The organism is Planctomicrobium aquicomposti, assembly GCF_051466325.1.
Taxonomy (GTDB): Bacteria; Planctomycetota; Planctomycetia; order Planctomycetales; family Planctomycetaceae; genus Planctomicrobium.
The window spans coordinates 1,698,667-1,714,010 of record NZ_CP195792.1 but is presented as its reverse complement, the minus strand read 5'-3'; the positions used below and the strand labels follow the sequence as shown (position 1 = coordinate 1,714,010).

Genomic DNA, 15,344 nt, shown 5'->3' with positions numbered 1-15,344 from the left:
AGCGTTTGACATCAGACCGAATGTCAGTGCGACCAGGAGCAATTTGACTTTTGAATGCCCCGTCCCCGCCACGCGATAGACTGCATTTCACCAGACGACTCGCCTTCTGCGCCGGGAGGAATCCCGGCCTCACATCCCTTCAGGCCATTTACGAGTCTCCAGCAATGACTCTCCAGTTTCGAGCAGGCTCTTCAGGCTCGACAACAGATGCGGCCATGCTTCGGAGACGGCGGCAATGAGTTTGGAATGTGGATCCTCCGACTCGTGAACGAGCGTCAGCTTGACGGAGGTTCCTACCGGCTCGAGGACGCAGGTCAGCCTGGTCGCGGCTTCGTTCGCGAACTCAGCGTGAAACACGTTCTTCCATGTGACCGACAGTCTGCGCGGTGCGTCAAACTCGAGAACCGTACCGGAATCGCCTACTCGTCCATCGGGAATCATCAGCTTCCAGTCCGCGCCGGGCACCCATGTGGAATCCTGCCAGGTTTCTGCCCAGTATTGCCGGGTATATTGAGGATCGATCAGTCCGCGCCACAGTTGCTCCGGGGTAGTGCGGATATAGATCACGGAAGTAAAACGGGAGCCCAGCATGTCACCAACCATTGCTTTTCAGTGTCCGTGAGTCCGTGCCACCACCACGACGCGGAGGCTACTTGTTTTTCCCGGATTGAAGTTTCCGTTTGAACGCCTCATCGCGTGCGCGGAAATCGGGAGGGGCCGGGCGGTTTGCCCCACCGAAGCTCTGTGAATCGCGACGTTCATGATCGCCGCCTGAGCGCAATTCCCCTTTTCCTTTGTAATCGATCCCTCGCAACAAGGATTCGAATTGTCGCCGGGCGGCTTCGGAATCAGAGGATTGATCGAGCCCCGGATCAGCCAGATTCTCATCCAACCGCTGCATGAACCCATCGAGATCCTGCCGGGTGAATCCCAGCTGATCCATCAGTTCCTGCGGAGTTTCTCCCCGTTCGAGTTGTTCACGCAGCCGCTTCAGAGCGAGATTGGTCGCCCGCTTCTTGTTGGCAATGTCGGCCTGCTCCGCAGTGATGCCTGAACCGTCGTTGCTGGTTCCGGTTGCACTCGGTGCTGTTCCATTTCCTCCCTGACCACCCATGCCGGGCCCACTGCCCGGGGTATTCCCTCCGGACTGTTGACCACCGGACTGTTGACCACCGGACTGTTGACCACCGGACTGTTGACCACCGGACTGTTGACCACCGGACTGCTGACCACCGGACTGCTGACCACCGGACTGCTGACCACCGGACTGCTGACCACCGGACTGCTGACCACCGGACTGCTGACCACCGGACTGCTGACCACCGGACTGCTGACCACCGGACTGCTGACCACCGGACTGCTGACCACCGGACTGCTGACCACCGGACTGCTGACCACCGGACTGCTGACCACCGGACTGCTGACCACCGGACTGTTGACCACCGGACTGTTGTTGGCCACCGGGCTGTTGTTGTCCACCGGGCTGTTGTTGGCCACCGGGCTGTTGTTGGCCACCGGGCTGTTGTTGGCCACCGGGCTGTTGCTGGCCACCGGGCTGTTGTTGTCCACCGGGCTGTTGTTGTCCACCGGGCTGTTGTTGTCCACCGGGCTGTTGTTGTCCACCGGGCTGTTGTTGTCCACCGGGCTGTTGTTGTCCACCGGGCTGTTGTTGGCCACCGGGCTGTTGTTGGCCACCGGGCTGTTGTTGGCCACCGGGCTGTTGTTGGCCACCGGGCTGTTGTTGGCCACCGGGCTGTTGTTGGCCACCGGGCTGTTGTTGTCCACCGGGCTGTTGCTGGCCACCGGGCTGTTGCTGGCCACCGGGCTGTTGCTGGCCACCGGGCTGTTGCTGGCCACCGGGCTGTTGCTGGCCACCGGGCTGTTGTTGTCCACCGGGCTGTTGCTGGCCACCGGGCTGTTGTTGGCCACCGGGCTGTTGTTGGCCACCGGGCTGTTGCTGGCCACCGGGCTGTTGCTGGCCACCGGGCTGTTGCTGTTGATCACCTGCATTTCCGGTCGAAGGTTCCCCCTGCTCCGGTTTCGACTGCTCACCCGGCGCGTTCTTCATCCCCTGCTGAGAGTCGCCTGCTTCCGGGGGACGTTCTCCCCGCTGCTCCTGGCCACTGCCGTTCTTCTGGGTATCCGTGGGTGAGGCACCGGCCGAGCCAGAAGGAGAGGTCCCCTCGTCATCGCCCCGTTCGGATTCGCCAGGTCGGTTCTCACCACCTTGCGACATCTTTGGCGACTCACCCGAGTCAGTGTTATCGGCTGTTGAACCATTCTTCGGCGCCGGTTCCCTCGCATTCTGGGTGCCGGGCTGGGGCTCGCCCGGACGAGCTGTGTCGTTCGACGAAGGTGACGGCTCTTGACCCTCCTGGGGGCCATTGGAAGTAGAATCTGACTGCGCTTTCCCGGAGGGATCGCTCATGCCGCGACCGCCTGATGATGAATCCGATTGCGGTTCAGCACCTGAGGCCGGCTGTCCTGCATCCGGTTTCTGTTCTCCTGCAGGAGTGGTCCGCTGCTGCGCTGGAGTGTCCTGGGGGGCGTTCCCGGGCGATTGCTCACCCTCCCGGGGCGTTGAGTTTGTTCCGCGAGCGTCTCCCTGCTGCTGTCCAGAGCCAGAATCCGAAGATTCCGGACGTTGATCGCGCCCCGATTGACGTTCCTGCTCCTGCTGGCGCTGATTCCACTCATGCAGCTTGCGAAGCGCTTCATCATCAGGGGCTTTCTCATTCCGGTTCTGGCGAGAGGTCCCTCCGGAGGTCCGATTGCCTGTCCCGTCCGGCTGACCGGCGTCGCGCGGGGACTCGCCGGCTCCGGCAGCTTGGCCTGCGGTTCCCGTCTCGCCTGCTTTTCCGCTGTTGTTGCCGGGGCTTTGCTGTGATGATTTCCCCGACTGCCCCTCTCCCTGACCCGACTGCCCCTCATCTTTTTTTCCGGCATCTCGCTGTTGCTGCTGCGAATTGTCCGAGGCGTCAGGCTGGCCCGGCTGCTGTTGCCTTTGAGAGTCTTCTGCGGGGGTGGGCTCGGCAGGCGTATTCCGCTCTCTCTCGGGCTGGGATGGGTCAGCGGGGGAACCTTCCTGCATCTCATTCCGGGCTCCGTCGGCTGCATTGAGCTTGTCCTGCAGCTCGCTTTCCTGAGCCCGGTTAAATTCCTCTTCCTGCTGGGGCGAAGAGGGATCGACAATGTGAATCGTGACCTTGCCGGTGCGCGTGATGTTCTTGCTGCGCTGGTCGAACGGTTCGAAATTGTCCTCAGCTTCGAGATACAAAGTGAGCGAATCTCCCCCCTTCAGCACCAACCGGCTGAGATCGAGTCGGGAGGGAGTGTTGAATTCAGCCGCGTCCGGAGGTCCTTCAAACAGGGGAGCGGGATAGGTCAGCACTTCTCCGTTCTGCTCCAGCTTCAATGAGACCCGATGCAGCAGGAAGTCGGGATCTTTTGATTGCAGCCCGATCGGAATGATGCCACGCGGAGGGGCTTCCAGATCCTGTGCCGGATGAATCAATGTGAGTTCGGGGGGAAGATCGGGTCGGACCTTGATCCGGTGCAGCACGGGCTGCGGGTCGCTCTTCTCCTGTTCATTCCACAGCTGAATGTGATAGAAGCGGGCAAACGTCCCGTCGTCACGAAACTTCAGCCGCCAGCGGGCGGAGAGTTGCCCATCCTTGACCTCCATCGGGTAGGCTTCGGCCGTCTCCCCAGCAGACTCCTGATCGGAACAGAAGAGGATCGCTTTCTTGACCGGCATGTTCGAGGCGGCATGGACTGTGACATAGGTCCCTTCCCACGCGTCGATCGTGCTCCCCTCCTGCACGGTCTGCTTGAGCCCCATGTAGCGGGGATATTCGTAAGTCACGGTCTGCACCGAAGCGGTCGGTGGCTGGTTTACCCGGATGGTGTACGTGCTGGAGCGGGTATCACCCGCCACAATGTGATATGTCACGTCCTGGAGCAGTCCCTTGCCCCCTTCCCCCGTCAGCCGAGTCCGGAACTTAACCACTTCATCACCGGTCGGACGGAGCACCTGGGGCTCGTCGACGAATTTCCGGTCGGCAGTGGAATAGAACAAGGTAACGGTCTCAGGAACCACTCCTGCGAGTTCGGCAGTGACGTCGACCTGGTCACGGGCGAGAACTTCGAAGTTGCCCGGCGTCACTTCCACGATCTGGGTGCGAGTGGCGGCCTGAACAGACTGAGAGGGAATCAACGCCCGCAGAAGGGACGTTGACATGCTCTTGGGAGAAAACAACGTATACAGACAGATCCCGACAATCAGGCCGAGCAGGGTGTAGGCGGACCTCATCAGGAGCCGACGGTCGATGGCCTGCTCAAGGTTGGCGTGCTCGATCTGATGAGCTGTCCGTTTCTCAAGCGCGGTGAGGATGGCTTCGTCCGGGACTTTCCCTTGTTCGCGGAAGTCCACCCACGTTAGCAAGCCACTCTTGAGTTCCGGGTGCGCCCGTTCAATTTCCCGTGCGGCATATAGGGAGTTGACCTGTCGGCGCCACGGCAGAAGAATTCGCAGGATTCCCCAAGTGACGGCTCCTGTCCCGACGGCGAGAATCAGCAACCACCGCCAGCCACTGCTGATTCCGCCCGGAATCACCCAGTGATCGAAAATGGCAAACAGCAACAGATAGGCAGTGAGGAAAACCGCGAGCTGAACGGCCCCCGACAGGACATCCGTGAGCTGAATTCCCGAATGAGCTTTCTTGAGCTGGTACTCGAGGAATTCATCAAAATCCACGTACTTGGATGAGTTCGAGCGGGCAGGCTGTTTTTCGATCACCGCCATGTTCGTTCGCCACTGCTGCAGGCAGTTCCAACCGGGGCCGCGCAACACCAGTCGACGGAATTCCCCCTTCTCATTATGTTACTCGACGTTGCAGCGCTGGAGAATGCCCTAAAAGTTTTCGGGAATTATCACCCGCGCTCAGAAATCGCCGCCGGAAGTGAGTTTTCAGGCTGTTCACGCTCGAAATTTGACCCGTTTCGGGGGCCTGCCGGGCTTTCGCCGGCAATCTCCTGAAAGGTGCTGCGGTTTCCCGAATTTGGGGCCCGCTGTGACAGAAAGACCGCAAATGGAGTTTCTCAAGGCTGCAATGGAGGCTGCCCGCCTGGGAGGCCGGATTCTGGAAGAGTGGGGCGAGAAATTTACGGCGCGCGAGAAAAGCCCCTCGAATCTGGTGACCGAGGCAGATATTGCGTCCCAGAACGCCATTGTGGGTTACCTGCGCGAGCATTTCCCCGACCACAGGTTTCTGGGGGAAGAAGACCTCTCCTGCGAAGAGGGGGATTCACCCTTCCGCTGGGTCATTGACCCTCTCGACGGGACGTCGAACTACGTGCACCGATTTCCGTACTATGCGGTCTCCATTGGCCTGGAGCGCGGAGACGAACTGATTGTCGGAGCGATTTACGATCCGAATCGGGACGAGATGTTTGCAGCGGAACTTGGCCAGGGAGCCACACTCAACGGAGAGAAAATTCAGGTCTCCGAAACCTCGGAACTGCGATACGCCATGTGTATGGCGAGTCTGCCGGTGAAGGTCGACCGAGAGCACCCCGCGATCCGGAAGTTTCTCGATATTCTGGAAGCGGCTCAGACCGTGCAGCGGACCGGCTCCGCAGCCCTGAATCTCTGCTGTGTCGCCTGCGGACGAATCGAGGCCTTCTGGTCCAACAGCCTGAAGCCGTGGGATATGGCAGCCGGCGCCTTGATCGTTTCGGAAGCAGGGGGAAAAGTGACGACCACACAGGGATCGACCTTCTCCATTCATCAGCCTGATATTCTCGCGACGAATGGGCGCCCGTTGCACGACACTCTGGTCGGTCACTTTCGAGAGAAGTGACACCGGCGGAAAGCAAAATCGGGGCGGCTACAGCTCGAGGAGAATGCACTTTCAGCTTCCACGTGCAGCGCATGTCATGCGGGGCAACAGGGAAGGCCGAGAGGCAAGATCCGGGCAGTTCTCAATTGAGAATGCTCTCGCTCTCCATCAGCCTCTGAGTCGCCAGACAACTAGTAATTGTCTTTGCATGCGACTCCCGCTGCAGCTGCCGGGGCCGCCAGTTGCCCGCGTTCCCCGGCATTTTGCAGCAAACGACATACTCTCTCACACATGCAGATGCGGGACTGCGATTCACTACTGGATGTATGTCAACACCCAAGAGGAGCTCTGTCCCAAGAAGTCCGTAGCCTGCGCGTAAATGTCGCCATCGACATTCGGCGGGAACCAGACACAAACATAAAAGTAGCCATCCGCGTCCGGCCAGGCGTCGTATCCGTAAAGCACGCCAGAATATTCAACGTAGCAGTACTCCGGATAGTCGTGAATGACATAGCCGTCCACCAGATAGTAACCGCCGGGCAGCATCGTTGAATCGAAGTAGACAATAACGGGTGGGTCGGTGGCCTGGGCTTCGGAGGCGCTGTAGTGAGCGCCGAAGAACAGTGCGACCGCCACAAGCGCAAGGCGGGAACGCGAGACGGAAAGTTGCCAGAGAGACTGCATCGAGGGGACTCCAGGGTCAAAAGTTCAGCGTGCCTGTCCCGAGGGTTGGGAACCGCAGTGCACGCCCAGTGAGTCGTCCTGACAGATTCGCGTCGGCCAAATAAATTGCGTGGAATTACGCAAAATAGAGCGGTCGCGGTGACGACTTTGAGGTTTTGTTGATTTTACACCACTCTCCGCCGGAGGATGTTCAATTTTCGAACAGGCAAAAAGAATCAGGCAAACTGATCCACCCTGGCTGATAAAGTGAACGCAAACAGCCGAACTTGCCAGTTGCCATCCCCCAGTTCTGGCAACAAAAGGATGTAGATGTTTCCAGTTCGAATCGATTTGGTGAGGCGCGCCAGCGGGCACAGAATAGATGAAAACGACTGAGAGCCGGACGATCACGGCGAGTTGGATTTGAGGCGGGACGTCGAGGAGGGCTGGGCTTTTCCGGATGGGGTACCCGGTGCCCTGAATCAGCGAAGTCAGAGGGTTACGCGGGGATGCCGAGGTTTTTCCTCGTGGTCGATGTGCTGACTGAGTTGAAGCAGCGAGTGGACCGACAAAAAAAGAAGGTGGCACACTTTCGAGGCCACCTATGTATTGCGACTGAGTTGAGGCTGTGGACAACTACGTGCGGGTGTCAGAGGCGACCGCTCTAGTCAGTTCCTTGGTGAAATCTTCTGCAGTTAAATCGTGTTCTACCAGTCGAGTAAAGTCACCAAGTTCTCGAACAACTTGCTTAAGCGTTTCTTGAGGAAGTGCCCCAGCTTTGGCTTCTCGGAAAGAGAAGAGAAACGAAACAAGTGCCTCCTCGTCCTGTTTATCGAGATTTCGGCTCGCAGCATATTTGTGGATATGGAAGTGAGCACGTTCCATCATTTCGGGCTCATCAGCAGATGCCTGCCAGCAAAGCTTGGCCAGAGTGAGGATGCCGTTCGGCGTCTCTGTTAGCCGGGGGTTGTTTGCAAGGCTGGAAATTAATTCTCTGGATGGAATGCCTTCACCTGCAGCGGCGGCGCGGCGCTCCATGAATGCCAGATTCAAGAGCGCGAGATCTGCCTCCTCCACGCTGCTGGCGGTCGCTTGTGCTTCTCGCAGCAGTTCGCGGGCGGCATCGTACTTCTTGTTCACATATTTACAGTAGGCGAGATTGTTCAGCACGGCTGAGGTCCGGTAACCTCCCCGGTAGGCTCGCTCGTATTCCATTTCTGCTGCCGAAGTGTCGCGGTGCCATTGGCAGGTGACGTAGCCAAGGAGGGCAGCAACCATCGGAGCGCCTGGGCCCTCGCGCAGCTCATTGAGGTCGCTGAAGGCTTCCCGGTACTGCCCTGCTTTCACTTCCGCACAGGCGCGAAGGGCAATCAGATCGCGGCGGCCTGGCTCAGCCTGAATCAGACGGCTGAAATGGTGAACGGCCCGATCGGGGCGGTTCAACTCCGTCAGGTCGGCCATACCGCGTCGGTAGCTCTGCTCCGGTGAGGGATGGGTCACCCGGTAACCCGCCATTCCGAACAGGGGAATGGTCAGGGCCGTCACGGTCGCAGCCAATCGGAAGCGCCGGGATTGCATCCAGCGGGGCAGCCGGATTTCACGCGGCAGCAGATTGCGAAGTCGCCGGCTGAGTTCGGCCGGGGTGGGACGCCGGGACGGATCAAGGACCAGGCAGCTTTCCAGCAGATCGCTGACGTCCGGGCCGATTGCGCGCCGGTGCGGTTCTGCGATTCGATACGGAACGCCACTGAGTTCAAGCGGATGCGGCTGTTTTTTCTCGGAGTTCATGCTGTTCGTGTCGCGTCCGAAGGGTGGTTCACCCGTCAGGACCTCGATCAGCGTCGCTCCCAGCGAAAAGACGTCGGCAGCTCCCCCCACGGGAGCCTTTGCTCCCAATCCCCGCAGCTGCTCCGGGGACATGTAAGCGAGCGTTCCACCCCGCAGCACGCTGGCGTCGTCGGAACGTTGGGAAAGATTGAAGTCCAGCAACATCGGCTGTCCGTCCGCACAGAGCAGGACGTTGGAAGGCTTGATGTCGCAGTGCACGAAATTCTTGCTGTGTGCGTATGCGAGAGCATCAGCGAGAGTGGCACCGATCCAGGCAACCCGTTGGACGAAGCTCAGGTCTTCCGTAAATCGCTCTTCACGGAATGTGACAGCCATCCCCTGGCCGTTCTCAGAAAGGAACGTGCCGTAATCTAAGGGAGCGGCTACGGTCAGTGGCTGCGGGCGATCTTTCGCGAGGTCGACTAACGTCGCGCGGCCGACAGACGGCATGGCGATCGCGACGAAATCCGGATGGAGGTCGGTAAATAAGCCGTACGGTGAGACGATATTACGATGCGTCAGGCGGCCGAGTGCTTCAGCCTCCTGATGAGCGTGTGTCGTGAGCTTCAGGACGACATGTCGACCGGGGAGTGCCAAGTCCAGCGCTTCGTAGACCCGGGAGAAGCTGCCGGAACCGATCTGCTGAACCAGTTCGAACTGGCCGACGATCGATCCGATCTCCGGCCATGCCAGAGCGGTCGGATTGACAAACAGTTCCGGAGACTGTTTGACAATCTCACAGAAATCGAACATCCGGTAGAGCAGCGAAGCGATCGACGGGAACCGCGAAACAAACGCTTCGGGATTCACATCCTCGCCGAGGTCCTGCCGGCGGATGAATTCCTCGTACGCCAGGTCGGCCATGGCGTCGGAGTTCCCCTGAATTTCCGGATGCGCTGCGATCACGGCAGCAGCGTCAAACGGCTCTCCTTCCGGAAGCTCAGCCAGAATGCTTCCCAGAATGTCATCAGTAACCCTCAGCGACGGTCGAACCTGAATGGAAGCATTCATTGGGTGTTCTTAATTCTTGCGCGCTCGAAAATGCGGGTCAAAGAGCGAAGTGGGAGCTGCAGCGTTCTGGCAATCGTTTCAACCGGAATTCCTTGAGCCCGCATGGAAACCGCCTGGGCGAACCGGGGCGGTACGGATTTGACAATCTTGGACAGGCACTCCTTGGCCATCAGCACTTCGGAGGGACTGGGATCAGTGCTCGGCAGCGGTACAGTGTCAACTGGCTGCTTGATCGTCTCGCCGTGTTGCTGACGGGCAAAATGGCGTCTGCCGCAATCAACTGCTTTATTAGACGCCATTTTTCCGAGCAAGGCGCGCAATTGTTCCGGAGATTGTATAAGATATTGCTGGTCAAGACCTTCGAAGAAGGATCGCCAGACAGACTGGGCGACATCCTCCGAGTCAGTGACCGTGCGGACCGCCTGAGCGATTCTCCGCCGGATCATTCCATAAACCGTTGGCGAAAATTGCTTTACAACTTCCGATATCGCCAATTGAGAGCCCGACCGCATCCGCTGCAGTAAAACGTCGAATTCTGGATCAGAGGTCTTTTTCGGGTTCATGTGATCCCTCTACTCTCTGACATGAATGATTCATGGGCCGAGGAATTGTGACAAAACTCCATTTTTTTTCCAAGTTGTTGGCAGCTTAGGAAGATTGCGCCTCACTTTACGCAACATGAGTCTCGTTGGCGCATGGGCCTCCTGCCCAATTTCGTCATTCAACCCGGATTCATTCGCGAGTGTTGTGATCCAATGCAGCAACTGCCAGTCACTTAAAGATCGGCAAAAATGCATGCATTGATTCCTGCAGCTTCAAGTTTTCGGGGGGGGAGGTGGCACGCTCCAGATTAAAAGAAAACGGGGGTTTCAGTGTTTCACCGAGTCAGTCAGACATCAAAGGGCAAGGAAGACCGCCTCTTTGGGGAGATGTCTGTTCGATGCATCCTCTACGGATGGGGACATCTTAATGTAATAGTTTCAATTTGGAACATCATTTTAGGGCAGTTGCCCTGTTTCAAAAGAATTCATGGCTGGAGAGTCCGCTTACGTCGAAACCTCAGCGTGGAGCTGATTTCCGGGTGATGAGTACGCCGTAGCTCCCGGAGTTGTCGTGCAGTGAGTTGCCGAGTTCGTTGATTCGGAAATAGAGCGTTCCCGACACGGGAGCAGCGAACTCGCCCCCTGAGCCGATTGGAACCGAAACCATCTCGGTGGAAGTGGAATCCGGCTCGGGAACCAGGCCGAGAAGCAACGTTCCGATCGGGACTCCGCAGGCGTAATGGATCGAGATTCCCTGCGGCTCGCTCGTCCAGAGGCGCGGGTGGGAGCCGAGGATGGCTTGCCCCGAGGCTGAGATCGTCACGGTCTCCCCTGCGGCCAGCCGGTAGCCTGTTGACTGCCAGCCACGATCGGCGGCGACATTCACAGTTGCCTCGTGGTTCAATTCCCGGGGTGGCTGCAGCTGGAAAGCATTGCGCTCCATGTCGTACCCGTAAACCAGGCGCCGGGCGAACTGGTCCCACTCGCTGCTCAGAAGTGTCCGATCCCTGAGAAACAGCTCACCAAACTGCTGAGAGAAGTCTCCCGTCTCGAGATTTTGGCAGAGGTGTAAAAACCTCTCCCGGTAGTACGGGTGGTCGCACAGGAACTGACAGAGTCCCCAGCTCCACGCATAAGGGACCGTGAAGGACTCGGTAAACTCTTTTTCCCCCAGGGAGACAACCTGCCGAAGGGTCAGGGAGCGGCCCGCCCGTACTTCCCGATCAATGATGTCAATGCGTGACCACTCCGGAAAGGCAGCGGCGTTTTTCGGCAGGACTCCAAACTGGGGCTCCCCCGCAGAATTCAATGCATGGGTTCCAAACCGTTCTGCCATCCCCTCGTGAAACCACTGCGGCAAGCGGCGGTTGGTCAGTAACCCCATATAACAGTGTGTCGCCTCGTGGAGGGCGAGATGGACCCGGTAATAATCGGAGTTCTGCTGCCGCATCCAGAATTGCAGTCCCCTGTGGCGTCCGAAGGGAAAAGGGGGCAGGTCCTGAGGGAGGAGACCCGCTTTCTGGAACCTCTGCTGGTCCTCCATGACGAACCCGGTCAGACGAAAACGTTTGGCTTCCGAGGGATTCGGCAGGAGTCCAAACTGCTGCACCCAGGCCGCATGGACAGCTTCCATCCACGGCAGAATCCCTGCGATTTCATTGGATTCAATATCCGTGACAATGACGCACCGTTCGGAATCGATCCTCTTGAGTCCCCACTGTGCAAGCGATTGGGCATCCCCCCGCGAGGAGGCAGTATCTGCGCTGACCTGCATTTGGGCAGGCGGCTGTGACCATGCGACCTCAAGGGAAGGGCTCGCGAGTTCTGCCGCAAACAGCAGCAATACGCCAGCGACAACCTGGCCACGCCAGCCCCATTTGCAATCGGGATCGTCCGTGCCAGCGTGAAGCGTCGACATGTCCAGAGCACCCGAGGACCGGTTTCGTCCCCGCCGCTGCAGGGAGCGTCTCCTCAGTTTATGTCGTCGGGCTGGGAGAATCCCAGTGTTGCGGCCCAGTGGTGCTCAAGGGAAGGCGGATTTGGTACTCCGCAACGGTTCACACGTCACGACGGACGGGGACGCCTGACCTCACAAGTCCAAGAGCGGGTCGCTCTTTCCCGTGGCCGTGGAGCAGGCGTATCGTCGGGTGAAATCCTGACATCCGCTGAAATGCTGACATCGGCGTGTCGAGGACAGCTTGAGCTCGCAGCCTGGCAATCCGCTGTTTGCTGCTACTGCGGCATCGGTCGCGGTTTCGAGCTCTTCTCCGGCACAGTCCACTCAAAGCTGGATAGCTGAATCGGTTGGAAGAGCGGATCACCTGCCGGTTCGTAAGAACTCTGTCCCGGCGGAGGAAGCGGAACGAGCGGAATGGTCTCGTTCGGATTAATCTGGGGCGGATCCGGAATCTTTTCGATCTGTCCCGGCACTTCAGGCGCCTGCGGAACAAACGGTTGGACGCCAGGAGCGGGCGGCGGTGGAACGAGACCTCCATTCGCCGGAGTGGGCGACGGAGTCGAATCCGTTTGAGGTGGGACGTACGGATTTCCGGGCGCAGCGCGGTTGAGATCCCGGTAGTGGAGCTGTTCTTCAATAAACGGAGGAGCTGTCCGGCAGCAGACACACTGGCGACCGCACAACAGCTGATTGATCCGGTACTGGCACCAGTCCGGATAGCCAATGCGGGTCAGATCGAGGCCGGCACAATACCAGTTATCGAGATGCCCTTCGTGGTCTGCGATGCAGTCCACGCGGTCCTGATATTTCTCCGTCAACTGGCAGCACTGGCAGCCAGCCAACGACAGCATCAGAACAACAATCCACCCTGGATTTTGCATGACCGCCACATGCTTGAGAAGCTGAAGAAATCCCCTGTATCGATTAGATCGGTTATTCCGGAGGGCATCTTTGACAATCTTGACGGTTTAACGGGCAAATCTGCACCGGTTGTCCCGGTGATGCCGGTTCTCACCCGATCGTTACGAGCGGAACAAAAATCCTCAAAATGGAGTCCTCCTCCGAAACTGACCGAAGTTGGCGGCGCGAGGGGCCTACCTTTGTAAGTTCGATCGCCGGTTCAAGCGAGATGCAGTGATGCGAATCATGGAAGCTAGGGACATCTATGCATGTAACTGCGACGCAGACGATGTCGCCAATGCGATGGAGGAGATCATCTCCAGCTATACCCGGGCTGGCTCCCGTCTTCGGGATGCCGGCGGTCGCGTCGGGGATGGTTCCGAACGGCGGACTGCTCCCCGCTATGCTCTGGTGGTCCCGTTCTATCTGCGGCCCATTGTGCTCACTTCCAGCGGAATCCGTCTGCTACAGCCCGATTCGCTGATCGCCGTGACTCGCGATGTCGCCCGCAAGGGAATCGGATTTCAGTACGATTCTCCCTTCGAGGCCGAGCACATTCTGGCGGAATTCGACACTCTGTACGCCGGTCAGCAGCGTCTGGTGGTGGAGATTCGCTGGCAGCTCAAGCGAACGCGACACTGCTATATTGCCGGCGGTGCGGTGGTCGGCCTGGTGACTGAACAGGTGTAGGGACTTCGGGTTTCCTGCCGCGCCCGCGGCGAGTCCGTCCCCAACTGGTTCAGTCCACTTTGCCGGAAGACGAGGAGGAAGTCCGGAATCTGGCGATGTCCCGGGACCGATCTCCTGATTAGGGATGAGCTTCTGCCGTCGATGCTCGGTTCTGCATCCCCTTTGGGGAGTTCCGCGTCTTCCAAGACTGCGTCCTGATTGCTCCCGGCGGAAGAAGATTCGCAAGGAATGCCCCGAACGGGTAGACTGGAAACGGTTTCCGTTGATCTGGCCTGAACCGGTCCTGAATGCATCGCGGAATTCCAGCAGGTCTCAGACGGGTGACCACTTTCCCGGGAAGGTTCCAATGTCATTACGCGCACCACTCCTGTCGGGCTGTTTCTCCTGTCTGTTCCTGTTGTCCTTCACCACGCGGGGAGCGGCGGACGACCTCCCTGAGAATCGCTTCCTTCCTCATCCCACTGCAGACCAGACACAGCTGTTTCAGCCTCCGCAGGCAGGACCGCGAAATCCTCCGGTCACCCCAAACCGATTCGAGGCTCTTCCCGGTCGAACGAAAGCTCAGCAGGCGGAAGCCCTCCGGGCGGCTGCCAAGTCGCTAATGACGGGAGGCTTGATGCGGGAAGCGAGGGAGCTGATCCGTCGCGCCCTGGAACTGGAAAATGAAATTCGGGAAGAGAGTGCCGCGACCCCGGATCAGGTGAAGGTCTTGAGGGAACTGCGCGAACTCCGCGCAGCGGTTGAGGACCTTCGACGCGATGTCGCTGCGTTACGCAAACTGCTGGAGACAGCAGTGGCTGATGAACCGGCTGTTCCCCTGAATCCGTTCGCCACTTCGCAGGGGGCTGAAAAGCCATCTGATCTCCCGCAGTCGATCCCCGTCCCCGACCTGTCGTTTACCGAACTGCATTTCACGGTACCGGAGAACCCTGCCGCACCCCGGCAGACACCGCCCCCAGCCCCCGCAGTGACTCCGTCACAGCCTTCAGAAAAGAGCCCCGCCGAACAACCATGAAGATTCTGCTTGTGAATGATGATGGCATCCATGCTCCCGGGCTGCGCGCCATTCGTGATGCGCTTCAGGAACTGGGAGATGTGCAGGTCGTGGCTCCGCTCGCGGAACAGAGTGGAGTCGGCCACGGGATCACCTACCTGCACCCGATTATGGTGAAAGAGATTCTGGAGGAGGGGGAGCATTATGGCTGGGCCGTGGACGGGAGCCCCGCTGACTGTGTGAAGATGGGCGTCCTTGAGTTCTGCAAGGGAGAGCCGCAGCTGATCGTCAGCGGCATCAACTCGGGAGCGAACGTCGGCATCAACGTGCTCTATTCGGGGACGGTGGCTGCTGCGATCGAAGGAGCATTTTTCGGCATCACGTCCATCGCACTGTCGCTCTCGCAGGTCACCCCACCGGATTATCAGGCGACCGCGATTCGAGCGGTCCATCTGATTCGACAGCTACTCGAGCAGAGCCCGCGTCCGGGAATGCTCTGGAATGTCAATTTCCCTGCAACACGGCCAGAAGGTCCCAAGGGGATCAAGCTGACCACGATGGCAGTCAAGCGTCACAGTGATACGATCGAAAAACGACTCGATCCCCGGGGCCGACCGTATTACTGGAGCGGACTGGATCCCTTGAAGAATCACGCGCTGGAACCCGGTTCAGACGTGAAAGAGCTGACGGAGGGGTATGTGACGGTCACTCCTCTGCACTTTGACCTCACTGAGACGAGCATCCTGCAGTCGTTGCAGGGGACACGGTTCTCGCTTTAATTCATGCTGTCATGATGTCCCCATGCCCGGCTGGGAGAGAGCGCGAAGTCACCGACGACGATTGAGTTCCTGTTCAATGACCGGTCTGTGCTGGCGGTCCGTGACCAGACTCCGATTGACAGGTCACGGGTTTGTTGGAAA

At 58.8% G+C, this 15,344-nt stretch carries 11 protein-coding genes; 4 read left to right on the top strand and 7 right to left on the bottom strand.

Annotation, left to right across the window (positions count from 1 at the left end; translation table 11 throughout):
• Positions 1-129: 129 nt before the first annotated feature.
• Together SH664x_RS06530 and SH664x_RS06525 are read right to left on the bottom strand one after the other, a co-directional pair.
• Complete coding sequence (locus tag SH664x_RS06530; protein ID WP_437206054.1) at positions 130-591, bottom strand: SRPBCC domain-containing protein; 462 nt, start codon at positions 589-591, stop codon at positions 130-132.
• Positions 592-649: 58 nt separating this feature from the next.
• Positions 650-4,804, bottom strand: a complete 4,155-nt coding sequence (locus SH664x_RS06525; RefSeq protein WP_437206052.1) for a hypothetical protein — start codon at positions 4,802-4,804, stop codon at positions 650-652.
• 286 nt (positions 4,805-5,090) lie between these two features.
• Here SH664x_RS06525 and SH664x_RS06520 point away from each other — a divergent pair, with 286 nt between their 5' ends.
• Positions 5,091-5,861, top strand: coding sequence for an inositol monophosphatase family protein (locus SH664x_RS06520; protein WP_437206050.1), 771 nt, complete (start codon positions 5,091-5,093; stop codon positions 5,859-5,861).
• Positions 5,862-6,155: 294 nt separating this feature from the next.
• Here the strand turns inward: SH664x_RS06520 and SH664x_RS06515 are convergent, their stop codons facing one another.
• From SH664x_RS06515 to SH664x_RS06495, 5 genes are all read right to left on the bottom strand, one after another.
• Positions 6,156-6,524: a hypothetical protein gene (locus tag SH664x_RS06515; protein ID WP_437206049.1), complete on the bottom strand. Its 369-nt coding sequence runs from the start codon at positions 6,522-6,524 to the stop codon at positions 6,156-6,158.
• A gap of 615 nt (positions 6,525-7,139) precedes the next feature.
• Positions 7,140-9,341: a protein kinase domain-containing protein gene (locus SH664x_RS06510; RefSeq protein WP_437206047.1), complete on the bottom strand. Its 2,202-nt coding sequence runs from the start codon at positions 9,339-9,341 to the stop codon at positions 7,140-7,142.
• Complete coding sequence (locus SH664x_RS06505) at positions 9,338-9,904, bottom strand: RNA polymerase sigma factor (RefSeq protein WP_437206045.1); 567 nt, start codon at positions 9,902-9,904, stop codon at positions 9,338-9,340. Before SH664x_RS06505 ends, SH664x_RS06510 begins: the two co-directional genes overlap by 4 nt.
• A gap of 496 nt (positions 9,905-10,400) precedes the next feature.
• Positions 10,401-11,801, bottom strand: coding sequence for a hypothetical protein (locus tag SH664x_RS06500; protein WP_437206043.1), 1,401 nt, complete (start codon positions 11,799-11,801; stop codon positions 10,401-10,403).
• 314 nt (positions 11,802-12,115) lie between these two features.
• Positions 12,116-12,721 carry a hypothetical protein gene (locus tag SH664x_RS06495; protein WP_437206042.1) on the bottom strand — a complete coding sequence of 202 codons (606 nt, stop codon included), beginning with the start codon at positions 12,719-12,721 and terminating at the stop codon, positions 12,116-12,118.
• 256 nt (positions 12,722-12,977) lie between these two features.
• Between SH664x_RS06495 and SH664x_RS06490 the strand changes: the two genes are divergently transcribed.
• From SH664x_RS06490 to surE, 3 genes are all read left to right on the top strand, one after another.
• Positions 12,978-13,430, top strand: a complete 453-nt coding sequence (locus SH664x_RS06490) for a hypothetical protein (protein WP_437206040.1) — start codon at positions 12,978-12,980, stop codon at positions 13,428-13,430.
• Between the two features lie 346 nt (positions 13,431-13,776).
• On the top strand, positions 13,777-14,445 hold the full coding sequence (locus SH664x_RS06485) for a hypothetical protein (RefSeq protein ID WP_437206038.1): 669 nt from the start codon (positions 13,777-13,779) through the stop codon (positions 14,443-14,445).
• On the top strand, positions 14,442-15,203 hold the full coding sequence (gene surE / locus SH664x_RS06480) for a 5'/3'-nucleotidase SurE (RefSeq protein ID WP_437206037.1): 762 nt from the start codon (positions 14,442-14,444) through the stop codon (positions 15,201-15,203). Before SH664x_RS06485 ends, surE begins: the two co-directional genes overlap by 4 nt.
• Positions 15,204-15,344 lie beyond the last annotated feature (141 nt).